The sequence below is a fragment of the Streptomyces sp. NPDC051243 genome (assembly GCF_044455405.1).
GTDB lineage: Bacteria > Actinomycetota > Actinomycetes > Streptomycetales > Streptomycetaceae > Streptomyces.
In genome coordinates this window covers 37,351-62,257 of sequence record NZ_JBITES010000021.1, presented here as the reverse complement: position 1 = coordinate 62,257, position 24,907 = coordinate 37,351, and the positions used below count along the sequence as shown (strand labels likewise).

16 protein-coding genes, 2 pseudogenes and 1 riboswitch are annotated in these 24,907 nt (G+C 70.1%); of the genes and pseudogenes, 11 read left to right on the top strand and 7 right to left on the bottom strand.

The window, feature by feature from the left end; genetic code table 11:
- The 4 genes from nuoL to recQ all read left to right on the top strand — a co-directional run bounded on the left by nuoL (position 1) and on the right by recQ (position 7,440).
- Positions 1-1,965, top strand: coding sequence for an NADH-quinone oxidoreductase subunit L (gene nuoL, locus ACIBAG_RS39915; RefSeq protein WP_399112307.1), 1,965 nt, complete (start codon positions 1-3; stop codon positions 1,963-1,965).
- 5 nt (positions 1,966-1,970) lie between these two features.
- On the top strand, positions 1,971-3,542 hold the full coding sequence (locus ACIBAG_RS39910; RefSeq protein ID WP_399112305.1) for an NADH-quinone oxidoreductase subunit M: 1,572 nt from the start codon (positions 1,971-1,973) through the stop codon (positions 3,540-3,542).
- Positions 3,539-5,188: an NADH-quinone oxidoreductase subunit NuoN gene (gene nuoN / locus ACIBAG_RS39905; RefSeq protein WP_399112304.1), complete on the top strand. Its 1,650-nt coding sequence runs from the start codon at positions 3,539-3,541 to the stop codon at positions 5,186-5,188. Before ACIBAG_RS39910 ends, nuoN begins: the two co-directional genes overlap by 4 nt.
- A 227-nt stretch (positions 5,189-5,415) precedes the next feature.
- Complete coding sequence (gene recQ / locus ACIBAG_RS39900; RefSeq protein WP_399112521.1) at positions 5,416-7,440, top strand: DNA helicase RecQ; 2,025 nt, start codon at positions 5,416-5,418, stop codon at positions 7,438-7,440.
- 143 nt (positions 7,441-7,583) lie between these two features.
- Here recQ and ACIBAG_RS39895 read toward each other — a convergent pair whose 3' ends face one another.
- Positions 7,584-8,522, bottom strand: a complete 939-nt coding sequence (locus tag ACIBAG_RS39895; RefSeq protein ID WP_399112302.1) for a M56 family metallopeptidase — start codon at positions 8,520-8,522, stop codon at positions 7,584-7,586.
- Positions 8,523-8,930: 408 nt separating this feature from the next.
- Complete coding sequence (gene fahA / locus ACIBAG_RS39890) at positions 8,931-10,151, bottom strand: fumarylacetoacetase (protein ID WP_399112301.1); 1,221 nt, start codon at positions 10,149-10,151, stop codon at positions 8,931-8,933.
- Between the two features lie 188 nt (positions 10,152-10,339).
- Here fahA and ACIBAG_RS39885 point away from each other — a divergent pair, with 188 nt between their 5' ends.
- A complete protein-coding gene (locus ACIBAG_RS39885) occupies positions 10,340-10,801 on the top strand; it encodes a carboxymuconolactone decarboxylase family protein (RefSeq protein WP_399112299.1) in 462 nt (153 codons plus the stop codon).
- A gap of 132 nt (positions 10,802-10,933) precedes the next feature.
- Positions 10,934-11,764 (top strand): HAD family hydrolase, encoded by an 831-nt coding sequence (locus tag ACIBAG_RS39880; RefSeq protein ID WP_399112297.1) that lies wholly within the window; start codon positions 10,934-10,936, stop codon positions 11,762-11,764.
- Between the two features lie 31 nt (positions 11,765-11,795).
- Here ACIBAG_RS39880 and ACIBAG_RS39875 read toward each other — a convergent pair whose 3' ends face one another.
- From ACIBAG_RS39875 to ACIBAG_RS39865, 3 genes and pseudogenes are all read right to left on the bottom strand, one after another.
- Positions 11,796-12,527 carry a LysM peptidoglycan-binding domain-containing protein gene (locus ACIBAG_RS39875; RefSeq protein WP_399112295.1) on the bottom strand — a complete coding sequence of 244 codons (732 nt, stop codon included), beginning with the start codon at positions 12,525-12,527 and terminating at the stop codon, positions 11,796-11,798.
- A 5-nt stretch (positions 12,528-12,532) separates the two neighbouring features.
- Positions 12,533-12,718: riboswitch (cyclic di-AMP (ydaO/yuaA leader) on the bottom strand.
- 269 nt (positions 12,719-12,987) lie between these two features.
- Positions 12,988-14,786: pseudogene (locus ACIBAG_RS39870) on the bottom strand (CocE/NonD family hydrolase).
- A gap of 25 nt (positions 14,787-14,811) precedes the next feature.
- Positions 14,812-16,197: pseudogene (locus ACIBAG_RS39865) on the bottom strand (peptide MFS transporter); the annotation flags it as partial.
- Positions 16,198-16,539: 342 nt separating this feature from the next.
- Between ACIBAG_RS39865 and ACIBAG_RS39860 the strand changes: the two are divergent.
- The 5 genes from ACIBAG_RS39860 to ACIBAG_RS39840 all read left to right on the top strand — a co-directional run bounded on the left by ACIBAG_RS39860 (position 16,540) and on the right by ACIBAG_RS39840 (position 22,505).
- Positions 16,540-17,550, top strand: coding sequence for a polyprenyl synthetase family protein (locus ACIBAG_RS39860; protein WP_399112293.1), 1,011 nt, complete (start codon positions 16,540-16,542; stop codon positions 17,548-17,550).
- A gap of 306 nt (positions 17,551-17,856) precedes the next feature.
- Positions 17,857-18,885: a CHRD domain-containing protein gene (locus ACIBAG_RS39855; RefSeq protein ID WP_399112292.1), complete on the top strand. Its 1,029-nt coding sequence runs from the start codon at positions 17,857-17,859 to the stop codon at positions 18,883-18,885.
- 276 nt (positions 18,886-19,161) lie between these two features.
- On the top strand, positions 19,162-20,451 hold the full coding sequence (locus tag ACIBAG_RS39850) for an outer membrane lipoprotein carrier protein LolA (RefSeq protein WP_399112291.1): 1,290 nt from the start codon (positions 19,162-19,164) through the stop codon (positions 20,449-20,451).
- 52 nt (positions 20,452-20,503) lie between these two features.
- Complete coding sequence (locus tag ACIBAG_RS39845; RefSeq protein WP_399112289.1) at positions 20,504-21,523, top strand: ABC transporter ATP-binding protein; 1,020 nt, start codon at positions 20,504-20,506, stop codon at positions 21,521-21,523.
- Positions 21,510-22,505, top strand: a complete 996-nt coding sequence (locus ACIBAG_RS39840; RefSeq protein WP_399112287.1) for an ABC transporter permease — start codon at positions 21,510-21,512, stop codon at positions 22,503-22,505. Before ACIBAG_RS39845 ends, ACIBAG_RS39840 begins: the two co-directional genes overlap by 14 nt.
- 183 nt (positions 22,506-22,688) lie before the next feature.
- Here ACIBAG_RS39840 and ACIBAG_RS39835 read toward each other — a convergent pair whose 3' ends face one another.
- Positions 22,689-23,273, bottom strand: a complete 585-nt coding sequence (locus tag ACIBAG_RS39835; RefSeq protein WP_399112286.1) for a flavodoxin family protein — start codon at positions 23,271-23,273, stop codon at positions 22,689-22,691.
- A gap of 140 nt (positions 23,274-23,413) precedes the next feature.
- The gene (locus tag ACIBAG_RS39830) at positions 23,414-24,715 is read right to left on the bottom strand and encodes an amidase (protein WP_399112285.1); all 1,302 of its coding nucleotides are present in this window, start codon (positions 24,713-24,715) and stop codon (positions 23,414-23,416) included.
- Between the last annotated feature and the right edge of the window lie 192 nt (positions 24,716-24,907).

The window sequence follows — 24,907 nt, the reverse complement described above, 5'->3', positions numbered from 1 at the left end:
GTGGAGAACCTGATTGCGCTGCTGATCGCGGCGCCCCTGCTCGGAGCGGCCCTACTGCTGTGCGGCGGCCGGCGTCTCGACGCCGTGGGCCAGTGGCTCGGCACGCTTCTGTCGTTCGTCTCCTTCGTGTTCGGTGTGATCCTCTTCGCCGATCTGCTGGGCAAGGACGCCGAACACCGCACCCTCACCCAGCACCTGTTCAGCTGGGTCCCGGTCGAGGGCTTCCAGGCGGACATCGCCTTCCGGCTCGACCAGTTGTCGATGACGTTCGTGCTGCTGATCACCGGCGTCGGGTCGCTGATCCACCTGTACTCGGTCGGGTACATGGAGCACGACGAGCGGCGCCGCCGCTTCTTCGGCTATCTGAACCTGTTCCTCGCGGCGATGCTGCTGCTCGTCCTCGCCGACAACTACCTGCTGCTGTACGTCGGCTGGGAGGGCGTCGGCCTCGCGTCCTACCTCCTCATCGGCTTCTGGCAGCACAAGCCCAGCGCCGCCACCGCCGCGAAGAAGGCCTTCCTGGTCAACCGCGTCGGGGACATGGGCCTGTCGATCGCGATCATGCTGATGTTCCTGTGGTTCGGCACCTTCGCCTTCGGGCCGCTGCTCGGCACCGAGGGAGAGCCCGGCCTGGTCGGTGAGGCGAACGAGGGCAAGCTCACCGCCATCGGCCTGATGCTGCTGCTCGCCGCGTGCGGCAAGTCCGCCCAGGTGCCGCTGCAGTCCTGGCTCGGGGACGCGATGGAGGGCCCGACCCCGGTCTCGGCCCTCATCCACGCCGCGACCATGGTGACGGCGGGTGTCTACCTGATCGTCCGCTCCGGCGCCATCTTCAACGCCGCGCCCGACGCCCAGCTGGTGGTCACCATCGTCGGTGCCGTCACGCTCCTCTTCGGTGCGATCGTCGGTTGCGCGAAGGACGACATCAAGAAGGCGCTGGCCGGCTCGACCATGTCGCAGATCGGCTACATGATCCTCGCCGCGGGCCTCGGCCCCATCGGCTACGTCTTCGCGATCATGCACCTGGTGACGCACGGCTTCTTCAAGGCCGGGCTGTTCCTCGGCGCCGGTTCCGTCATGCACGGCATGAACGACGAGGTCGACATGCGCAAGTACGGCGGCCTGCGCAAGTACATGCCGGTCACCTTCGTCACCTTCGGCCTCGGCTACCTCGCGATCATCGGCTTCCCGGGTCTGTCCGGCTTCTTCTCCAAGGACAAGATCATCGAGGCGGCGTTCGCCAAGGGCGGCACCGAGGGCTGGATCCTCGGCGGCTGCGCGCTGCTGGGCGCTGCCATCACGGCGTTCTACATGACGCGCGTGATGCTGATGACGTTCTTCGGCGAGGAACGCTGGCGCCACGCCCCGACCCCGTCCCCGGCCGAGCCCAGCGTGGAGCCCGCCGCCGAGACGCGCGGCGAGCACGCGGAGCCGCACCCGCACGAATCACCCAGGGTCATGACGATCCCCATGATCGTGCTGGCCGTCGGGTCGGTGGCCGGCGGTGCGTTCTTCAGCATCGGCGACCGCTTCATCCACTGGCTGGAGCCCGTCACCGGGCACGCCCACGGTCACCCGCCCATCAGCGCGGGAGCGGTCACCGGCGCGACCGTGGCGTGCATGGTCATCGGCGTCGCGATCGCCTACGCCCAGTACGGCCGCCGACCGGTCCCGGTCGTCGCCCCGCGCGGGTCGCTGCTCACCCGGGCCGCCCGGCGCGATCTGCTCCAGGACGACTTCAACCACGTCGTCCTCGTCCGCGGCGGCGAGCACCTCACGCGCTCCCTGGTGTACGTCGACCACACCCTGGTCGACGGAGTCGTCAACGGTACGGCGGCCTCCATGGGCGGCCTGTCCGGACGGATGCGCAGGCTGCAGAACGGCTTCGCGCGGTCGTACGCGGTCTCGATGTTCGGCGGTGCGGCGATCCTCATCGCCGCGACCCTGCTGATGAGGGCGGTCTGATACCGATGTCCTTTCCTCTGCTGACAGCCACGGCGGTGCTCCCGGCGATCGGGGCGATCGCCACGGCCGCCGTACCGGCCGCGCAGCGCACCGCCGCCAAATGGCTGGCGCTGCTCTTCTCGCTCGGCACGCTCGCCCTCGCGGTCACCGTGCTGGTCCGCTTCGACCCGGACGGCGACCGCTACCAGCTCACCGAATCCCACTCCTGGATCAAGGACTTCGGGGTCCGTTACGAGCTCGGCGTGGACGGCATCGCGGTCGCACTCATCGCGCTGACGGCGCTGCTGATCCCGTTCATCATCCTCGCGGGCTGGCACGACGCCGACCCGCTGGAGACCGGCAGCAGGCGCTGGCGGCCCACGCAGGGCTTCTTCGCCCTGATCCTGGCCGTCGAGGCGATGGTGATCATCTCCTTCGAGGCCACCGACGTCTTTCTCTTCTACATCTTCTTCGAAGCCATGCTCATCCCGATGTACTTCCTCATCGGCGGCTTCGGGGACCGTGCCCACGAGCACGGCGAGAAGGTGGCATCGACGCAGCGGTCGTACGCGGCCGTGAAGTTCCTGCTCTACAACCTGGTCGGCGGACTGATCATGCTGGCCGCGGTGATCGGCCTCTATGTGGTCGCCGGGAACTTCTCACTCCAGGAGATCGCCGAAGCCCGCGCCAACGGCTCGCTCGACATGGCGACGAACACCGAACGCTGGCTGTTCCTCGGTTTCTTCTTCGCCTTCGCGGTGAAGGCGCCGCTGTGGCCGCTGCACACCTGGCTGCCCAACGCGATGCAGGAGGCCACCGCACCGGTCGCCGTCCTCATCACCGCGGTCGTCGACAAGGTCGGCACCTTCGCGATGCTCCGCTTCTGCCTCCAGCTGTTCCCGGAGGCCAGCAAGTGGGCGACGCCCGCCATCATGGTGCTGGCGTTGATCAGCATCGTCTACGGGGCGCTGCTCGCGGTCGGCCAGCGGGACATGAAGCGCCTGATCGCGTACGCGTCGATCTCGCACTTCGGCTTCATCATCATGGGCATCTTCGCGATGACCAGCCAGGGCCAGTCCGGCGCGACGCTGTACATGGTCAACCACGGGATCTCGACGGCCGCGTTGATGCTGGTGGCCGGCTTCCTGATCTCCCGGCGCGGCTCGCGGCTCATCGCCGACTACGGCGGTGTGCAGAAGGTCGCACCCGTGCTCGCGGGCACCTTCCTGATCGGCGGTCTGGCGACCCTGTCACTGCCGGGACTGGCGCCCTTCGTGAGTGAGTTCCTGGTCCTGGTCGGCACGTTCACGCGCTATCCGGTGATCGGCATCATCGCCACCTTCGGCATCGTGCTCGCCGCGCTCTACACCCTCGTCCTCTACCAGCGGACGATGACGGGCCCGGTGAAGCCGGAGGTCTCCGCGATGCCCGACCTCAGGGTGCGTGAGCTCGTGGTCGTCGCCCCGCTGGTCGTACTGCTGATCTTCCTGGGCGTCTACCCGAAGCCCGTCACGGACATCGTCAACCCGGCGGTCAAGCAGACCATGTCCGACGTACAGAAGAAGGACCCCCAGCCCGAGGTGGAGGCGGCCAAGTGAGCGCATCAGCCGTCCACAGCCTGTGGACAACCGCGGCCGACCCGATCTCGAAGATCGACGCGCCGAAGATCGAATACGGACAGCTGTCGCCCACCCTGATCGTCGTCGGTGCGGCGGTCGTCGGAGTGCTGATCGAGGCGGTCCTTCCGCGCAAGTCGCGTTACTACGCCCAGGTGTTCGTCGCCGTTGTGGCGCTGGTCGCGGCCTTCGCCGCGGTCGTGGCGCTGGCGGCCGGCGGGTACGCCACGACCAAGTCGGGCATCGCGGCGATGGGAGCGATCGCCGTCGACGGGCCGGCGCTCTTCCTGCAGGGCACGATCCTGCTGGCGGGCCTGGTCGGCCTGTTCACCTTCGCCGAGCGGCGGCTCGACCCGGCCGCGCACGGCAACCGCGTCGACTCCTTCGCCGCCCAGGCGGCGTCCGTGCCGGGCAGCGAGGGTGAAAAGGCAGCGGTGAAGGCCGGGTTCACCACGACCGAGGTGTTCCCGCTGCTGATGTTCGCGGTCGCGGGCATGCTGATCTTCCCGGCGGCCAACGACCTGCTGACACTCTTCATCGCTCTGGAAGTCTTCTCGCTGCCGCTGTACCTGATGTGCGCCCTGGCCCGCCGCAAGCGGCTCATGTCGCAGGAGGCCGCGGTCAAGTACTTCCTGCTCGGTGCCTTCGCGTCCGCGTTCACCCTGTTCGGCATCGCGCTGCTGTACGGCTACTCCGGCTCGGTGTCGTACGCGACGATCGCGCAGGTCGTCGACGGCACGGTCCCGGAGGTGACCCCGGCCCTCGCGGACACCATGGGCAACGACGCCCTGCTGCTCATCGGCGCCGCGATGATCGTCATGGGCCTGCTGTTCAAGGTGGGCGCGGTGCCGTTCCACATGTGGACGCCGGACGTCTACCAGGGGGCGCCGACGCCCGTCACCGGGTTCATGGCGGCGGCGACGAAGGTGGCCGCGTTCGGTGCGCTGCTCCGCATTCTGTACGTCGTGCTGCCCGGCCTGCGCTGGGACTGGCGGCCGGTCATGTGGGGCGTGGCGATCGTCACCATGCTGGGCGGTGCGATCGTCGCGATCACGCAGACCGACATCAAGCGGCTGCTGGCGTACTCGTCGATCGCGCACGCCGGCTTCATCCTCGCGGGTGTCATCGCGGCCACGCCGTCCGGTGTGTCGTCCGTCCTCTTCTACCTGGCCGCGTACTCCTTCGTGACGATCGGCGCGTTCGCGGTGGTGACGCTGGTGCGCGACGCCGGCGGCGAAGCGACGCACCTGTCCAAGTGGGCCGGACTCGGCCGGCGTTCACCGCTGGTCGCGGCCGTGTTCGCGGTGTTCCTGCTGGCCTTTGCCGGCATCCCGCTGACCTCCGGCTTCGCCGGGAAGTTCGCCGTGTTCAAGGCGGCGGCGGAGGGCGGGGCGGGCCCGCTGGTCGTGGTCGGTGTGGTCTCGTCCGCGATCGCGGCGTTCTTCTACATCCGCGTCATCGTGCTGATGTTCTTCAGCGAGCCGAAGCCGGAGGGGCCGACGGTCGCGGTGCCGTCGCCGCTGACGATGACGGCGATCGGGGTCGGCGTCGCGGTCACGCTGGTGCTGGGTGTGGCGCCCCAGTACTTCCTGGACCTGGCGAACCAGGCCGGGGTGTTCGTGCGCTGACCCGGCGCCCTCTGGACATGGTGGCGGCCCGGCTTCCCAGGGAGGGGAGCCGGGTCGCCGTTGTTGTAGCGGGGTGGGAGGAGGCCGCTCCGTCGCGGTCGGGGGTGGGAGGGGGCGGGCCGCTCCGCTGTGGTCGGGGGGCGAGCCTGTGGATAACTCCGGCGGTGTCCGTGGCGGCCCCTATCGTGGAGGCAGTGGTCGAAGGACGACGTACGGGGGACATGGCGATGGGCGCGACGGGTGGGATCAGGGAGATGCCAAGGGTGACCGAGGCGGCGGGCGGGGCCGAGAGCGAGGCGCTGGCGGCGCTGCACCGGGTCTTCGGGTACGAGGCCTTCCGGGGCGAGCAAGAGGCGGTCATCGAGCATGTGACGGGCGGCGGGGATGCCGTCGTGCTCATGCCGACCGGCGGCGGGAAGTCGCTGTGCTACCAGATTCCGTCCCTCGTCAGACCGGGTACCGGCGTCGTCGTCTCGCCGCTCATCGCGCTGATGCAGGACCAGGTGGACGCTCTGCGGGCACTCGGTGTGCGCGCCGGGTTCGTCAATTCCACGCAGGACTTCGACGAGCGGCGGGTGGTGGAGGCCGAGTTTCTGGCGGGTGAGCTGGACCTGCTCTACCTGGCCCCGGAGCGGCTGCGGCTCGACTCGACGCTGGACCTGCTGTCGCGCGGCAAGATCGCGGTCTTCGCGATCGACGAGGCGCACTGCGTGTCCCAGTGGGGCCACGACTTCCGCCCCGACTACCTGGCCCTGTCGCTGCTCGGCGAGCGCTGGCCGGACGTCCCGCGGATCGCGCTCACGGCGACGGCCACCCGTGCCACGCACCAGGAGATCACCGCACGGCTGAACATGCCGACCGCCCGGCACTTCGTGGCGAGCTTCGACCGGCCCAACATCCAGTACCGGATCGTGCCGAAGGCCGACCCGAAGAAGCAGCTGCTGAGCTTCCTGCGGGAGGAGCACGCGGGCGACGCGGGCATCGTCTACTGCCTGTCGCGCAAGTCGGTGGAGGCGACGGCCGAGTTCCTCACCCGCAACGGCATCGAGGCGGTGCCCTACCACGCGGGCCTGGACGCGGGAACGCGCGCGGCGCACCAGTCCCGGTTCCTGCGGGAGGAGGGCCTGGTCGTGGTGGCGACCATCGCCTTCGGGATGGGCATCGACAAGCCGGACGTCCGCTTTGTCGCCCACCTCGACCTGCCCAAGTCGGTCGAGGGCTACTACCAGGAGACGGGCCGTGCGGGACGGGACGGACTCCCCTCCACGGCCTGGATGGCCTACGGCCTCAACGACGTCATACAGCAGCGCAAGCTGATCCAGTCGGGCGAGGGCGACGAGGCGTTCCGGCGCCGGGCCGCCGCGCACCTGGACGCGATGCTGGCGCTGTGCGAGACCGCCCAGTGCCGGCGCGGTCAGCTGCTCGCCTACTTCGGCCAGGACCCCGATCCGGTGGGCTGCGGCAACTGCGACACCTGCCTCACGCCGCCGGAGACCTGGGACGGCACGATCGCGGCGCAGAAGGTGCTGTCGACGGTGGTGCGGCTGCAGCGGGAGCGGGGGCAGAAGTTCGGTGCCGTGCAGATCGTCGACATCCTGCTCGGCAAGCGCACGGGCAAGGTGATTCAGTTCGACCACGACCAGCTGTCCGTCTTCGGTATCGGCGAGGAGCTGACCGAGGGCGAATGGCGCGGCGTCATCCGGCAGTTGCTGGCGCAGGGCCTGCTCGCGGTCGAGGGGGAGTACGGCACGCTCGTGCTGACGGAGACCAGTGGTGCCGTGCTGCGGCGGGAGCGGGAGGTGCCGCTGCGCAAGGAGCCGAAGAAGCCGGTGACCGCGCGGTCGGCTGCGGGATCGGGTTCGGGTTCGGGTTCCGCAGGATCCGGGCGGGGGGAGCGCAAGGCGAAGGCCGCGGTGGCCGAGTTGCCGGAGGAACTGGTGCCCGCCTTCGAGGCGTTGCGTGCCTGGCGTGCCGAGCAGGCTCGGGAGCAGGGGGTTCCGGCATATGTGATCTTCCATGACGCGACGTTGCGGGAGATCGTCACGGTGTGGCCGGCTTCCGTGCGCGAACTCGGGGGCGTCAGCGGGGTGGGGGAGAAGAAGCTGGCGACATATGGCGAGGGGGTGCTCGAGGTGTTGCGGTCGGTACGGGGGGAGCCCGGTGCGGGGGCGGCGGCCGAGGTGGACACCGGGGCGGATCTTGGGGCGGACGACTGGCCTGAGACGGACGCCGAGCCGGAGGACTGGGCCTAGGCCGTGTCCGCAAAGTCCCGCCTGCCCCGGCGGGACTTTGCGGACACGACCTAGCGGTCGGGATGGGGGACCGAGGGTTGGAGTGGGCCCGGCGTCGAGTCCACATGACCGGCTGCGCCGGTGCTCCTGCCCCGGAATCGGCGTCAGCCCAGTGCCGTGAGGCCTGGCGCGAACGTGATCAGGAGGGGGAGCAGCGGTACCAGCGCCGCCAGTGTCGTGGTGAGGGCGCGGTGGCGGCGGCCCAGGCGGGGTGGGGGCTGGAGGAGGCGGTTGACGCGTTCGCCCAGGAGGCGATTGCTGGAGGAGCAGGAGAGAACGCCCCGGTGCTGGTTGAGCTCGATCAGGGCCAGTGCCGTCGTGAGGTGACCGCAGCGACGGGACGCGGTGTCGTCGGCGGCCAGTTCGACCAGGCGGTGTGTCTGGTCGCAGAAGTGGGCGAACAACGGGATGCGGGGGAAGCCGGTGGCAAGCGCGGTGGACAGGTGCAGCAGCCAGTCGTGGCGGGCTTGGGCGTGGCCACGCTCGTGGGTGAGTACGGCGTCGAGCTGGTGGTCGGTCAGACGGTGCAGGGCGCCCGTGGTGACGATCAGCTGGGGCGGGCTGCCGGGCATCCACCAGGCGTCCGGGTACTCGTCCTCCAGCACCAGCAGCGGGCCGCGCGCCGAGCCCAGTCCGGCGGGCAGGTCGGGTGCGCGTTCGCGCAGGTGGGCCCTGGCCTGGCCACGTCGTCGGCGCGCCTCGACGAGCTCGCGGGCCAGCATCGCGGTCGTCCAGGCGGCACCGCAGGCCAGCAGCACGCTGAGCGCGGCCGCCCAGGCGGGCGCGGACGAGAGGTCGTACGCCTCGGTCACCGACGGCGGCGCCGGCGCGAAGAGCTGGGCGCGCACCGTACCGAAGACTGCGGCGGTGCCCAGGGCCAGGGCCGTCAGGCAGCACAGCAGGACGGTGGCGACCAGGCACTGCCACACCCAGAGCGCGACCACGGGTTCTCGCTCGGGCCAGGTGGCCCGCGTCAGTGCCCGCGGGACGGGTACGGCGGCCGTCAGGGCGACGACGCTCAACAGGAGCAGGCAGACGGTCATGCCAAGGGCTCCGGATCCTGGTCAGGGAAGGTGCGGGGGCGGCTGTGCGGGGTGGTGGGCCGTGCGGACAGGGTGCGGCTTGCTTCCCACCGCCAGCCAGTATGACGGTGACCATCGCCTGAGTCAGGGGGAAAGACCCGTCGAATCCTTTGGGCGGGGCCGATCACCTGTCCGCCCCGCCCTCGCGCAACCGCCGCGAATCACCCGTCGGTGCCCGCTGGTTGAGCCGGATCTCCGGTGTCAGCCCGGCCAGGATCCGCGGTGTCAGCCTGCGCCGGGTCTGTGCAGTCAGCCTGCGCCGGGTCTGTGCAGTCGGCCGGCGTCTGCTCTGTGCAGTCAGCCTGCGCCGGCTCTGTGCAAGTCGGCCGGCGTCGGCTCCGTGCAGTCAGCCTGCGTCGGATCTGCGGGTCAGCCGCCCACAACCCGCCCCGTCACCTCCCCCAGCCCCACTCGAACCCCACCCGGCCCGGGAGCCCAGGCGGACAATGTCACGATGTCGCCGTCCTCGAGGAACGTCCGCTTGCCGTCGGGGAGTTCAAGGAGGTCCCGGCCGTTCCAGGTCAGCTCGAGCAGTGACCCGCGCTCGCGTTCCGTCGGGCCGCTCACCGTGCCGGAGCCGTACAGGTCGCCGGTGCGCAGGGAGGCGCCGTTCACGGTCATGTGGGCGAGTTGCTGGGCGGCCGTCCAGTACATGGTGGAGAAGGGAGGCTCGGAGACGACATGGCCGTTGATGGCCACCGAGATTCGCAGGTCGTAGCCGCCGGGTTCCGCTGAGGGAGCGGAGTCGTCCAGGTACGGCAGCAGGGGGTGCGTCCGCTCCGGCGGCGCCACCCGGGCCTCCTCCAGCGCGTCCAGCGGGGTGATCCAGGCCGACACCGACGTGGCGAAGGACTTGCCGAGGAACGGGCCGAGGGGGACGTACTCCCAGGCCTGGACGTCACGTGCCGACCAGTCGTTGAGCAGGCACAGGCCGAAGACATGTTCGCGGAAGTCGCCCAGTTCCACCGGCCTGCCCATCTGCGACGGGACGCCGACCACGAAGCCGACCTCGGCCTCGATGTCCAGGCGGACCGACGGGCCGAAGACCGGCGCCGGTTCGGTGGGGGCCTTGCGCTGGCCGGAGGGCCGTACGACATCGGTGCCGGAGACGACCACCGTGCCCGAGCGGCCGTGGTAACCGATCGGAAGGTGCTTCCAGTTGGGGGTGAGGGAGTCCGCGGCGTCGGGGCGGAAGATCTGGCCGACGTTCCGGGCGTGGTTCTCGGAGGCGTAGAAGTCGACGTAGTCGGCGACCTCGAAGGGGAGGTGCAGGGTCACTGACGACAGCGGATGGAGGAGGTCCTGGATGGCTTCTTGGTGCGCCGGCACCGTCACCCACGCCGTCAGGGCGCGCCGTACGTCCGACCAGGTGGTGCGGCCGGCGGCGAGCAGCGGGTTCAGGGAGTCCTGGGCGAGCAGCGGGGCGTACGGCGAGCCGAGCGCGTAGGCCGCCTTGCCCGCGTCGAGGACGTGGTCGCCGAGCCGGACGCCGACCCTGCGCGCGGAGTCCGAGCCGGGGAGGGAGAAGACGCCGTACGGAAGGTTGTGCGTGCCGAAGGGGTCGCCCTCGGGGAGATCGAAGGGGGGCATGGGGTGCTGCCTCACTCTCATCCGCTCCGTGTGCCATTGCCATGTGGTCGGGCCACACGTTACGTGTGAGTCGGCTGTCCTGGGCTTCTGGCACCCTCCAAAAAAATCTTCTGTCTGCCGGTCACAACTGCTTCCTCCGCCTCGTCAGTGCAGTGAAGACGGAAGTACTGACACAGGAGGCACGAATCATGCAGGCACGGATGACCAACCCGGCGTACGTCCTTCCCGGCGCGATGAAGGGCATCGGAACCCTCCTCCAGGCGATCGGCGAGAGCGGCCTGCCGCAGGAGCTCGTGGAGATCGTGGGGCTGCGCGCCAGCCAGATCAACGGCTGCAGCGCCTGTGTGCACGGTCACACGGTCAATCTGCGCAAGGCCGGGGCGAGTGACGAGCGGATCGATGCCGTTGCCGCCTGGCGGGAGGCGCCCTACTTCACCGACGCCGAACGGGCCGCGCTGCAGTTGACGGAGTCGGTCACTCGCCTCGCCGACCGATCCCACGAGTCGGTGCCGGACACGCTGTGGGATGAGGTGGCCGACCACTTCGCCGAGAAGGAACTGTCGGCTCTCATCCTGCTCATCGGCGTGATGAACCTGTTCAACCGCGTCAACACCACCATCAAGGAGCCCGCGGGCACCACATGGGGGTGAAATCGCAACAGGCGGCAGGCAGTTGCGGCGCGCGAACCGAACCCGAACCGGAGCAGGTGTCAACACATGTGAACACAGCAGCCGTCCGGTTCACGTCGAGTCGATGGGGCGTCCTGTCCGTATTCTCTGATCATGGCCGCACCTATCGCATATTCACTCATCGCCACTGACCTGGACGGGACGTTGCTCCGAGGCGACGACACCCTGTCGGACCGGTCCATCGACGCGCTCGCGCTGGTGGCGGCGGCCGGTGCGCAGCACCTCGTCGTGACGGGACGGCCGGCGCCCAGAGTGCGACCGCTCCTCGACGACCTGGGCAGTACGGGGCTCGCGGTGTGCGGACAGGGGGCGCAGTTGTATGACGCCGGCGCGGACCGGCTGCTGTGGTCGGTCACGCTGGACCGGGAGTTGGCGGAGACCGCGTTGGGCAAGATCGAGGCCGAGGTGGGGCAGGTGTACGCGGCCGTCGACCAGGACGGCGTCGACGGCCTCACGCTCATCGAGCCCGGCTATCTGATGCCCCACCCCACGCTGCCGGCCGTACGTGTGCAGTATCGCGACGACCTGTGGTGCGAGCCGATCAGCAAGGTGCTGCTGCGTCATCCGAGCCTCTCGGACGACGAGTTGGCGGCGACGGCGCGTTCGGTGGTCGGCTCGCTCGCCACCGTCACCATGTCGGGGCCCGGGACCGTCGAACTCCAGCCATGCGGCATCACCAAGGCGACCGGTCTCGCGCTCGCCGCCGAGCACCTCGGCCTCGGGGCGCACGAGACCATCGCCTTCGGGGACATGCCCAACGACATCCCGATGTTCGACTGGGCCGCCCGCGGGGTCGCGATGGCCAACGCGCACCCCGAACTCAAGGAGGTCGCGGACGAGATCACGTTGTCGAACGAGGACGACGGCATCGCCGTCGTCCTCGAGAGACTGTTCGCGGGTATCTTGGCCGACTTCGTCCAGTAGGGAGCGTTCGTCGGTCAAAGATGCCTTTTGTCTAGTAAGGCCCGTTTACGTTGTCGATCGAGCCGTAGCGCGCGGCCGCGTAGTTGCACGCGGCCACGATGTTCGCGACCGGGTCGAAGGGGTCGTACACCGTGCCCGGCACGTGGTAGGCGGCGAAGGTCGGGTCGATGACCTGCAGGAGGCCCTTGGACGGGGTGCCCGCGGCGGCGTTGGAGTCCCAGTTGTTGATGGCGGACGGGTTGCCGGACGACTCACGCATGATGTTGCGGTGAATGCCCTCGTAGGATCCGGGAATTCCGTTTTGGGACATGATGTCCAGGGCGTTGCGGATCCAGCCGTCGAGGTTGTTCGGGTACGACTTCACGGAGGACTGGGTGGCCTGGGCGACGGAGGACTTCTTGGCGGGCGCGGACGCCTTGTCGGCGGTCGTGCTCGCCTTCTTCGTCGCGCGGACCTTCAGGTCGAGGCCCGGGTGGATCAGCCGGGGGTTGTCGCCGACGGCCTTGCGGTTGTCCTTGTAGAGCTGCTTCCAGCCGCCCTGAACGTCGTACCGGTCCGCGATGTCGTAGAGCGTGTCGCCCTTCTTCGTGGTGTACGTGACGGACCCGACCTTCGCCGGGGCGGAGGCCTGGGCCGTCTCCGCGGCGTTCGCGGTGGACACTCCCAGGAGCGGGAGGGCGAGCGCGGCGGTGCCGGTTCCGGCGGCGACGGCGTGGCGGGTGAGCGGGTTGGTGCGGGGGCGGCGGTGCTTGCCTCGGGCCATGGCGCTGTTCCTCTCCGACGCCTGCGAGGTGAGCTGTCGGGTTCGGGCGGGGAGGTGCCCGGCCGTGCCGCCGTGTGGCGGCGCGACTTCACCCCTAGCCGCGGCCGGTGCGCCATCAAGGCGACCGGTGCGGCGACTTACCTGGGTCCCCCGCTCCTGCCGTGCGTGTGTGAGTGCGTCGGTGGATGACTCGGGCGGCGGCAGGATTCGGCGTCCGCCCGACGAGCGGGAACGTATGCGAGAGCACATGCCCGGAACAAGTGCCATGGTCGCCCGTCGTGCGGTTGACCATGGTCTGGCGTGAATGGGGTGCTTGATCCTTTGCGGTTGCCAATCTTCAACTTGCGCTTGCTGCAAGGAAGGACGCGGTGTGCCGGGTCGGGCGGGCGGTCGTCCGTGCGTGACTCAACTCACTGGCATCCACAAGAGCGGCAAATCGGGCAATGGGTCCAACTCGCGTTTAACCGGCTGTCCGTGGAGTCCGTTTCTCCCATGTCCGGTGGAAAAGTACCTCTTCGCCCTCCAGGCCGATCACCTCGGTGGAGGTGATGAAGTCCGTCCGGTCGCAGCTGATCTGCGAGCGAGTGCGCACCGTGGCGTTCCACGCCGACTCCGGGCGGTGGGTGGATCGACCAGTACGAGCGGGTGCGGGCCGACAGGGGATCCGACTCGTTGATCGTGTACGTCTCCAGCGCCTCCTCGGTGAACTCCAGACCGTCGGGGTACACGCGCGTGCCGCCGTACCGAGGGTCTACCTCCAGGCGCCACTCGCCCTTGGCCACGTCCCGTAGGACGAGCCGCTCGGGGCGCGGTTCGTCCAGCGTGACGGGGGCGTTCACGCCGAGCGGCGGCGCCTGCTCCGGGTTCCTCGAAGGTGATCGCTGCCTCGTGCAACGCACGTGCACGTACTGGAAGTTCCAGGGAACTCCCGGCCGGTTCGAGGGTGAAGCCCGCCGCCGAGTCCGGCCGGGGCCAGATCCACGGCCAGTACGCGGAGGAGACGGCGAGGCGGATGCGGTGGCCGGGCGGGAAGGCATGGCCGATGCCGCTCAGCTCGAAGTCACGTCCCCGGCGGCGCCCGGCTCCTACGGCACCGCATGGTCGCGGCCGTGGCGCGCCGACAGGTTCGGCATGCCCCGGGTGACCAGGGTCGAGGAGCCGTCCGGCGCCACGTCGCAGAGCCGGGCGACGACCTGCCCGCGCGGCACCTCCGACGTCAGCCGCAGCCGCACCTTCGGCCGCCCCGACACCCAGGTCTCCTCGCCCGCTTCGAACTCGAAGTGGCGTACACCGTAGCCGGGCGGTGCGAGTCGCTGACGCACACGCGCGGCAGGGGCTCGGACATCACGCCCGTGTCCTTGCCCTTGAGCCAGTGGTCCCACCAGCGCAGCGTCTCCTGGAGGAAGCCGATCGCCGGGCCCGGGGGCAGGCCGCGGTCGGGGTACTGATGCGACCAGGGGCCGATCAGGCCGCGCACGCGGTCGGCGGGCAGGTGCTCCACGAGTCGCGGCACCGTGTCGCGGTACGGGTCGTGCCAGCCGCCCACCGCCAGGACGGCGGCGTCGATCGCGCCGTAGTCCTCACAGACGCTGCCGTGCCGCCAGTAGCCGTCGCGGGTCTGGTGGCCAGTCAGGTGTGGATGAACGGCTCGACGGACTCCAGGCGCGCCAGCCACATGTCGCGCCCCTCGCCGGCGTACCGCGGATCGGGCGGCCGGGAGACGAAGGCGAGCATCGTCGCCGCCCAGGCGTGCATGTCTACCGCGAGGACGGAACCTCCCAGGTAGTGCACGTCGTTGTCATAGTGATCGTACGTGGAGCGGACCGTGACGATCGCCTTGAGCGGCTCGGGCGCGAGGGCCGCGATCTGGAGGGAGTGGAAGCCGCCCCAGGAGATGCCGAACATGCCGACCCTGCCGCCGCACCAGGGTTGCGCCGCCGGCCAGTTGACGAGCTCGACCCCGTCGGCCAGTTCCGTCGCCGAGTACTCGTCCGTGGGCATGCCCTCGCTGTTGCCGTGCCCGCGGATGTCCACGCGCACGGAGGCGTAGCCATGGCCGGCGTACCAGGGGTGGCGCTGGTGGTCGCGGGGCGCGGGTCCAGTCGGTCAGGCGGTACGGCGGGTATTCCAGGAGCGCCGGTACGGGCTCGTCGGTCAGCGGGCGTCACACGCGACGCGCGTACAGCAGGGTTCCGTCCGGGGCGGGATCCGGAGGTCGTCATGGGTCGTCTTGAAGGGGAAGGACGTACGGATGTGCATGAGCGGGTCCCCCGTCGTGTCGGCGCACCGGGTGCATCGTGCGGCGCAGCCAAGGTGCCGCGGCCGTCACGGCCAGCCCCGCGGCCACCGCGATCGCGCCGTTGACGCCGAAGTGGGCGGGCTTGGAGACGTCGTCGTAGAGCCTCACCGTCTGGGCCTGGATGCCGTTGGCGAGGGCGAGGAACCACAGGGACATGGTCTGGCCGGCGAAGGCGGCCGGGGCGAGCTTCGTCGTGGCCGACATGCCCGAGGTCTCCCGAAGGATGTCGCCGAGGCCGAGCAGCAGGTACGAACCCACGATCCACCAGACGGACATGAGGTGGCCGTCGGAGGAGTGGCCTGCGGTCGGCAGCACCATCAGCAGGAACGACAGGCCGCCGAGCGCCGCGCCGATCGCGATCTTGTTGGACGCGTGCGGCCGGCGGTGCCGCATACGGACCCCCAGCGCGGCGACGACGGGGGCGAGGGCGACCGCCAAGGCGCCGAGGGCGGAGGCGTACCAGCTCGCGGGCAAGTCGAAGCCGAGGATCGTCGTCTCGGCGTTCGTCGAGGCCAGCACCATCATCGTGGAGTACGCCTGGAAGAGGACGAGGTTGAAGGCCGTGGAGGCGAGGATGAGGACGACGTACGGGCGCAGCCGGCCGCGCTCCTCCGGAGTCGCCCGTGGGCTCGCGGACATCACCGCGAAGTAGGCGACCGGGGCGATCACCGAGACGAGGGTGAGCAGGTCGACGAAGCGGCCCATGGTGAGCCGGCCGGCGGTGGCGAGGAGGACGGCGAGCGCGGTGGCGGTGGCCGGACCCGAGGCGATCAGACGGATCGCCCGGCGCATGGCGTCAGGGGCGAGCGCGAACTCGGCGGCGTGCTTCCGGCCGGCCAGGTGCCGGCGGCCGACGACGTACTGGACCAGGCCGAAGGGCATGCCGATCGCGGCCGCCGAGGAGCCCCAGTGCCAGCTCCTCTGGTCGCCGAGCCGGCCGGTGATCAGCGGGCCGGCGAAGGCGCCGATGATGATCGCCACGTAGGAGAGCGCGAAGCCGGCGTTCCGGCGTTCGTCGTCCGTGCGGTAGAGCTTGCCGACCATGGTGGCGACGTTGGGCTGGGGCAGTCCCGTGCCCGCGCTGATCGGGCCGAGGCCCAGCCAGGTCGTGCCGGCGGCCGGTACCGCCATGGCGTAGTGGCCGCCGGCGATCAGGACGCCGCCCAGCGGGACCACTCGGTGCGAGCCGAGCACGCGGTCGGCGAGTCAGCCGCCGGCGATGGAGACCAGGTAGACGAGGGTGCCGTAGGAGGCGGAGACGGAGGCGGCGGAGACGGAGGCGGCCGAGACGGAGGCGGCCGTTTCCGCGGACATGGCCATTCCGCCGGACGAGACCGCGTCGGCGAAGTGCAGCACGAGGATGGCCTGCATACCGAGCAACGAGAGGCGTTCCCAGACCTCGAGGCCGGACAGCGTGAGCAGGCCTCTGGCCTGGCCGAAGAAGGCGCGTTCGTCGCGGGGCGGGGGCCCGCTGCCGGGCTCGAAGTCGACCTCGGCTCGGGACACGGGCCGCTGCTTCCCTATAGGTCGATAGATATCCGGCCTTATCAGGTGATCAAAAACATACCGGTCGTGATCCGATACCGCCCATGGTGGACGGGTGGGCGGCATCGGTGATCGAAACGTGACCGGATACGCTGACTTGAGTGATGGCAGCGACCTATCGACAAACCGTGTAACCGCCAGAAGACACCAGCAGACAGGAGACCCCTCGTGACCGTCGTCGGGCCGTTCGGGCTGAGCGTGCGGGACCAGGCTCTGGAAGCCGATGTCCAGGCCGGATTGGCGGCTGTCGAGGAGGGATTGCTCGAAGCCACCAAGAGTGAGGTCCCCTTCATCACCGAGGCCGCCCAGCATCTGGTGCGAGCGGGTGGAAAGCGATTTCGGCCGCTGCTTGTGATGCTCGCTGCCCAGTTCGGGGACCCGTATGCGCCGGGCGTCGTGCCGTCGGCGGTGGTGGTGGAGCTGACCCATCTGGCGACGCTGTACCACGACGACGTGATGGACGAGGCGGCCGTGCGGCGGGGCGTCGAGAGCGCGAACACCCGCTGGGGGAACTCGGTCGCCGTACTGACCGGGGACTTCCTGTTCGCCCGGGCCTCGCACATCCTCGCCGACCTCGGGCCCGAGGCGGTGCGGGTGCAGGCCGAGGCGTTCGAGCGGCTGGTCACCGGGCAGATCCTGGAGACGGCGGGCCCGCAGGACGGGCGGGACCCCGTTGAGCACTACCTCGATGTGCTCGGCGGGAAGACCGGGTCGCTGGTGGCGGTGTCGTGCCGGTTCGGGGCGATGATGTCGGGCGCCGACGAGACGGTGGTCGATGTGCTGACCCAGTACGGGGAGCGGTTGGGTGTCGCCTTCCAGCTGGCGGACGACGTACTGGACATCGCGAGCGACTCGCACGAGTCCGGGAAGACGCCGGGAACGGATCTCCGGGAGGGGATTCCCACGCTGCCCGTGCTGCGGTTGCGGGAGCGGGCCGAGCGGCTGGGGCTGGCGGAGGATGTCGCGCTGTGCGAGCTGCTGGACTCCGATCTGAGCGATGACGCGCGGCATGCAGAGGCGTTGACCGCGCTGCGGGCGCATCCGGCGTTGGAGCAGGCTCGGCGGGACACGGTGCGGTACGCGGAGGATGCGCGGGCTGCGTTGGCGCCGTTGCCGGACATTGATGCCAAGGCTGCGCTGATGGAGCTGTGCGACGCCGTGGTGCATCGGGCTGGGTGAGGGGTTTCGCCCCCGCGGCTTCGCCCCCGCCGCCCCTACCCGTCCCATCCTCCAGGGGCTCCGGGCTCCGTCTCTTCGACCCCGGGTGCTCCTGGGGGCTGCCGTCCCCAGCCCCGCTTCGGCCCCTGGATGGCGTTGCCCCGCAAAAAATGGACTCGCCCTCAAACGCCGGACGGGCGACCGAGAGTATGTGACGCACGACACAATGTTGGACTGAGTCCAAACTAAGATCGCCTCCGTATCAATGCCCAGAAGCTGACGCAGGGGGCGTCAGCTGCAATACGGGGAGACAACAACATCATGGGCATGAACGCGACGTTCTCGAAGCGCCGTAAGAGCCTGATCGTCACCGCTGTCGCGGTGGCCGCCGTCGGCGGTGTGGCCGCCGCGGTGATTCCCGCCTTCGCCGCCGGAGGTGACCGTGCTGACCACGCGGGCCACGCCGGAGGCGACGCGCGGGGGATCGTGAGTCAGAGCGGGATCGCCGGTGGCGGTACCGGGGGAACCGTCCTCGCCGCCAGTCTTCGCGGGGCCAACGAGGTGCCCGTCCCGGGCGGACCCGCCGTCGGGGACAAGGACGGCGCCGCCCTGCAGTTCGTGAGGGTCAAGGGCGACAAGGTGTCCGTCGCCGTCACCTGGCGCGGCACCGGCAAGCCGGCCGCCCTCCACATCCACCAGGGCGCCAAGGGCACCAACGGCGGCATCAAGGTCGACTTCGGCGGTCTGCTCGGCAAGGGCAAGGGCAAGGGCAAGAGCATGGGGCACAGCGTCACGGGCACCGTGACCGTGAAGGACGCGGCCCTCCTCAACGCCCTCAAGTCCGACCCGAGTTCGTTCTACGCCAACCTGCACACGGCCGAGTTCCCGGGCGGCGCCGTGCGGGGTCAGCTCCACAAGGTCACCGTCGCCGAGTTCGACTTCCGCGACGCGCTCGACAACTTCCAGGCATCCGTCATCAAGGGCAAGCAGATCTACGAGTGCAAGCCCGCCGACGGCGCCGGGTACGCCTTCGCCCAGCGGGATGTCAGCGCCGTACTGGGCGGTCGTATCGCGCACTCCTTCGTCGCGCCCAACTCCGGTACGCCGCAGTGGATCGCGCGGGACGGCAGTGCGGTGACCGGGTCCGTCATCTCCAGGACCCCGAACGGCGACAAGAACATCCCCGAGCTCGACCTGAAGGCCACTCAGTCCGGCAAGCACCACGGCCTGCTCGCCGACACCGCCGAGATCCTGCGGCTGAACACCGTCGGCGGCGTGGCACCGGCCGGCTCCTGCACGCCCGGCGCCATCGTCGGCGTGCCGTACCAGGCCGACTACGTGTTCATCAACGGCTGACAGCTCGGCGGCGAACGGCGGCGTCTTCCCGGCCGACCCCTACGGGTCGGGGGAGGCGCCGCCTCCATGTGTCATACCCCAGGTGTACGCCGAGTTGGCTCCGAAGGTTGACGAATCTCCTTGGCGGATTTGGTCAGATGGAAACCACGGAAATCACCACTCCTCACCGATTCGGGTGAGAATGGCGGCTCAGGGGTGGACGAGTGCGGGGTCGAGAGACTCGCGGGCGAGGAAACGAGACGGACAGCCGCCGCCGACGACGGAGGTAAGGCACACATGGCACCGTACGCATCCGACGACAGTACGACCGCCGGGGAGGGCGACGACCTGCGCGCGGCGCGACGGCGCAAGGCCGCGCGGTACGTCGTCCCGGTCACGGTCGTGGGAGTCGCGGCGGCGACCATCGGGCTGGTCCCGGCGATCGCCGACTCCGGCGACCCCGACCTGCCGGAGATCACCGCGCAGCAACTCATAGAGAAGATCGCCCAGTCGGACGTACAGCAGTTGTCCGGCACCTTCAAGATCACCACCGATCTGGGTCTGCCCGACCTCGGTGGCCTGGAGTCGAGCCTGACCTCCGGCGCCATGGGGTCGGGGTCGGGTGAGGGATCCTCCGCCGACCCCACGGCCAAGCTCACCGAGCTCGCGTCCGGCACCCACACGCTGCGGGTCGCCGCCGACGGCCCGGACCGGCAGAAGCTCTCCCTGCTGGAGGACGCCGCCGAGTACAGCCTCATCCACAACGGCAAGGACGTCTGGGGCTACGACAGCAAGTCGAACGAGGTGTTCCACGGCACCGCCGAGGAGGCCGAGGGCGAGAAGGGCGAGGGCAGGACCGAAGAGGTACCGGCCACTCCCAAGGACCTCACCGAGGAAGCCCTCAAGGCGGTCGACGACACCACGTCCGTCACCGTCGACGGCACCGCGCAGGTCGCGGGCCGGGACGCGTACCGGCTGCTCATCAAGCCGAAGCAGTCCGGGACCACGGTCGGTGCGATCACCGTCGCCGTGGACGCCGAGACCGGTATGCCGCTGAAGTTCACGCTGACCCCGTCGAGCGGCGGCGCGGCCGTGATCGACGCGGGCTTCACCCAGGTCAGCTTCGCCAAGCCGGCCGCCTCCACCTTCGACTTCACCCCGCCCAAGGGTGCGAAGGTCACCGAGGAGGGTGAGCTGGACGGCGCGGCCCCGGAGCACGGCGGCGCGAAGTCCGAGGACCAGCTCCGCAAGGAGTTCGAGAAGGAGTTCGAGAAGGGGGTCGGCGGTTCGAAGGGCGAGGGCGCGCCGGGCAAGGCGCCCGAGGGCGGCCCCGAGGTCATCGGCGAGGGCTGGAACTCCGTGGCCGTCTTCGACACCGGCGGCGAGGGCGTTCCCTCCGGCGCCGAGGTCGGCGGCGACATGGGCGGCTTCCTGGACTCGCTGGGCGACAAGGTCACCGGCAAGTTCGGCTCGGGCACGGTCTTCAAGACCCGCCTGATCAACGCCCTGATCACGGACGACGGCAAGGTCTACGTGGGCGCGGTCGACAAGGACGCGCTCGTGAAGGCGGCCGAGTCGGCGAAGTGACCCGGCACCGACCGCCGTACCCGCACCACTAGCCGAGGAGCCTGAGGAGCCTATGGAGGAACCGTCCGCCGCGGACACCGACGAGGTCGATCACGCGGACCAGGTCGACCAGCCCGATCAGGTCGACCCGGTCGACGACGTCGGCACGGTGATCGCCACCCGCGCGCTCACCAAGCGCTACCGCGGCGGGCAGCTCGCCGTGGACGGTCTCGATCTGACCGTCCCGGCGGGCAGCGTCTTCGGCTTCCTCGGACCGAACGGCTCGGGCAAGACCACCACCATCCGCATGCTGATGGGCCTGATCGAGCCCACCTCCGGCACCGCGCGCGTGCTCGGGCAGCCCATGCCCCGGGCCGCGCGCGCCGTACTGCCGCACGTCGGCGCGCTCATCGAGGGGCCCGCCCTGTACGGCTTCCTCTCCGGCCGCGACAACCTCCTCCGTTACGACGCCGCCGACCCGACCGCCGATCCGCGCACCCGGCGCGCCCGCGTCGCGGCCGCGCTGGACCGGGTGGGCCTAGCGGCCGCCGCCGGCAAGAAGGCCAAGGCGTACTCGCTCGGCATGAAGCAGCGGCTGGGGCTGGCGGCCGCGCTGCTGCAGCCGCGCAGGCTCCTCGTGCTCGACGAGCCGACCAACGGCCTCGACCCGCAGGGCATGCGCGAGATCCGTTCGCTGATCCGGGAGTTGGCGTCCGACGGCACGACGGTCTTCCTCTCCTCCCATCTCCTCGACGAGATCGAGCAGGTCTGCACCCACGCGGCGGTGATGGCGCAGGGACGGCTGATCACCCAGGGCGCGGTGGCGGAGCTGGCGGCGGGGATGCGCGGCCGGCTGGTCGTGACCACGCCGGACACCTCGGACGCGGCCCGGGTGCTGAAGGAACAGGGCGCCGCAGACGTCGTCATCACCGAGGACCGGGTGACCGCCGAACCTCCGGACCGTGATCTCGCCGACGTCAACGCGGCGTTGGTGACCGCAGGGGTCCGGGTCCGAGGCTTCGGTGTCGAACGGGCCTCACTGGAGGACGCGTTCGTGGCGCTCACGGGGGAGGGATTCGATGTCGCGGGCTGAGTTCGTCCAGCGGGATGGTGAGGTGATCCAGCGGGATGGTGAGGTGATCCAGCGGGATGGTGAGGTGATCCAGCGGGATGGTGAGGTGATCCAGCGGGATGGCGGGATCGCGGGCGCCCGAAAGGTCAGTCCGTTGTGGACCTTCGGTCTCCTCCGCAGCGAACTGATCACCACCTTCCGCCGCTGGCGCACGCTCGCACTGCTCGGCGTCCTGGCCGCGGTGCCGATTCTTGTCGGGATCGCCGTGAAGATCGAGACCGGCGACGGTTCGTCCATGGGAGGCGGTGGCCCGCAGGGCGGTGGCGGGGGCGGCCCGGCGTTCATCTCCCAGATCACCAACAACGGCCTGTTCCTGGTCTTCACCGCCCTGGCCGCGACACTGCCGTTCTTCCTGCCGATGGCGATCGGCGTCATCGCGGGCGACGCGATAGCGGGCGAGGCGAACGCGGGCACCCTCCGCTACCTCCTCGTAGCCCCCGCCGGCCGCACCCGCCTGCTGCTCACCAAGTACGCCACCACCATGGCCTTCTGCCTGGTGGCGACCCTCGTGGTCGCGATCTCGGCGCTCACGGTCGGGGCGCTGCTCTTCCCGCTCGGCGACCTGACGACCATCTCCGGCACCCGGATCAGCTTCGCGGAGGGACTGGGCAGAGCCCTGTTGATCGCCCTGGTCGTCGCCGCGTCACTCATCGGCGTGGCGGCGCTCGGCCTGTTCGTGTCGACGCTGACCAACAGCGGCATCGCGGCGATGGCGACGACGGTCGGCCTGCTGATCACGGTCCAGATCCTCGACCAGATACCCCAACTCCACGCGATACAGCCGTACTTCTTCTCCCACTACTGGCTGTCCTTCGCCGATCTCATGCGCGAACCCGTGTACTGGGACGAACTGGTCAAGAACCTCGGCATCCAGGCCCTGTACGCGGCGGTGTTCGGTTCGGCGGCTTGGGCGCGGTTCACGGCGAAGGACGTCACTGCGTAGGAACTGCTCGGTCCGGAGGAGCTGCTCGGCCCGGAGGAGCTGCTCGGCCCGGAGGAGCTGCTCGGTCCGGAGGAGCTGCTCGGCCCGTGGGCGTCGCTTGGCCCGTGGGCGTCGCTTGGCCCGTGGGGGTCGCTTGGCCCGTGGGGGTCACTCTGCCCCGAGAAGTTGTCCGACTCGTGGGTGCTATTCGGTTTCGTACGGGAAGCGGGCGAGCGGCGCCTCGCGTGCGAAGAAGGTCTTCGCACGGGCAAGGGCCTCCGTGTCGCTGAGCACGTCGCCCGGCTTGCTGCCGTTGCCGAGCAGGACCCCACCGAAGCGCATCCCCAGATACGCGGCGGAGTTGCTGAGCGTGCCGACCAGCGGGTCGGCGACCTCCTGCTCCTCGTGCGCGAGCGCGGTGACACCCCACAGGGTGCGCCCCGACATGGTTGCCTTGAAGTCGACTCCGGGAGTGCGCAGCCACCCCGACCAGTAGTCGAGGTAGCGCTTGACGTGCGCGGACACCGAGTACCAGTACAGCGGGGAGGCGATCACGACGTCCGTCGCGGAGAGCGTCGCGTCGAGCAGCAGCGCCACGTTCCCCTCCGTCGGGCGTATGTGGTCGCTGTCGTGCCGCAGGTCCTCGAAGTCCGGCAGCGGATGCGCGGCCAGGTCGATCCACTGCTGCTCGACTTCCTCGGGCAACTGCTCGGCGGCTGTGCGGGCCAGTAGTTCGGTGTTGCCGTCAGGTCGGCTGCTGCCGAGGACGAACAGGAAGCGGCGGGTCATGGGTCCCCCAAACGGTCGGCCACAACGGTGGTGCGGTCGGTCGGCGTACGGCTGTTGCTCGGACGTGCAGCTGATTGCTTTCGTGCGCTGATCGCCCGCGCGGCTGCATGCTCATGCTCGCGCATTAACCGCTCCACGCATTATATGCGCACGCATGCACCTGTCCAGGGTCCCATATGCCTCTCGGCCACCGCAGCCACTCTGAGCAGTAGCGACTCCGCTCCGCGCGCCGCCACGAACTGGAGCCCGACCGGGCAGCCGGCAGGGTCGAATCCCGCGGGGATGCTGATCGCCGGATGCCCGCTCAGGTTGAACGCCCAGGTCAGCGCGGTGGAGTAGCGGTCGCCGGGGCCTTCGTGGCCGTGGGGCGAGGTGGGGGCGGTAGGCGTCAGCAGCAGTTGCGCGTCCGTGAACAGGTCGTCCAGGCGCCTGTCGTTCGCCGCCCGGATGCGGTGGGCGGGGGCGAGGTCGGCGCCGGGCGTGCGGAGCGCGAGCCACGCGGGGGCCGGGTCATCGAGGTGGAGGGCTGGGGCTGGGGCGGGGTTCGGGTGCGGGAGCCGCAGCGCGCCGGCTTCGGCGAGTCGTACGGCTGCGGAGTGGGCGACGGCGACGATGGCCGGGTCGGGGGAGTCGAAGCCGAGATCGGGGGACCATACGGCGGTCGGGGGGTCGAACCCGGCGGGCGGTGCGGCGTGCTCGTCCGGCCCGTCGGCCTGCGCTGTCCCCGGGTGCGCCCGCGACATCACAGCCCAGTACGCCGCCACATCCGCCACGCACCGGGCCAGCACCCCCGGCGCCATGAGCCCGGTACGGTCGGCCGACGGCAGCCGCCCGTTGGTCACCTTCAGCCCGACGATTCCGCACCACGCCGCCGGGATCCGCACCGACCCGGCCCCGTCGTTCCCGGTCGCGAGAGGGACCAGCCCCGCCGCCACCGCCGCCGCGGAACCGGCGGAGGAGCCGCCCGGCGTACGGTCGTACCGCCAGGGGTTGACGGTACGGCCGTAGCGGCCAAGCCCCCATGTCTGCCACGGAGTTCCCCGCCCCGGAACGGATGTCGCGCCCACCGCCACGCACCCCGCCGCGAGCAGCGGGCCGGCGGTGCGCAGCCCGCGCCGTCCCTTGACGCCGATCGGCACACCGGCCAGCGGCAGCCGCTCACCCGCGCCTACTCGCGCGTCCACCTCACCGGCGCGTTCAAGTGCCTCCTCGCCCCACACCTCGATGAAGGCGCACAGCACGGGATCGGTACGCCGGATCCGCTCGAGGGCCGCCGCGACGACGTCGACGGCGCGGAGAGTACGCAAGCGCACGGCGGAGGCGATCTGCTCGGCGGAGAGGGCGGCAGAGGTGGGGACGGGGGTTCGGCCCGGGTCGGGGTCAGGGCCGGCGGGGTCGGGGTCGGGTCGGCGTTCTGGGCGGTCGTGGCGTGCGGTCGTCATGGGGTGATTCTCCGCGAATGTGCCCGCGTAAGGGCCTCGCAAGGTTCCACGGAGTCACCGCCACGCGTCACCTCCCCGCGCCTCAGCGAGACTGCCCAGCCGACTTGCCTCCCCCCGCCTCAGCGAGACTGCCCAGCCGACTTGCCTCGCCCCGCCTCAGCGAGACTGCCCAGCCGACTTGCCTCGCCCCGC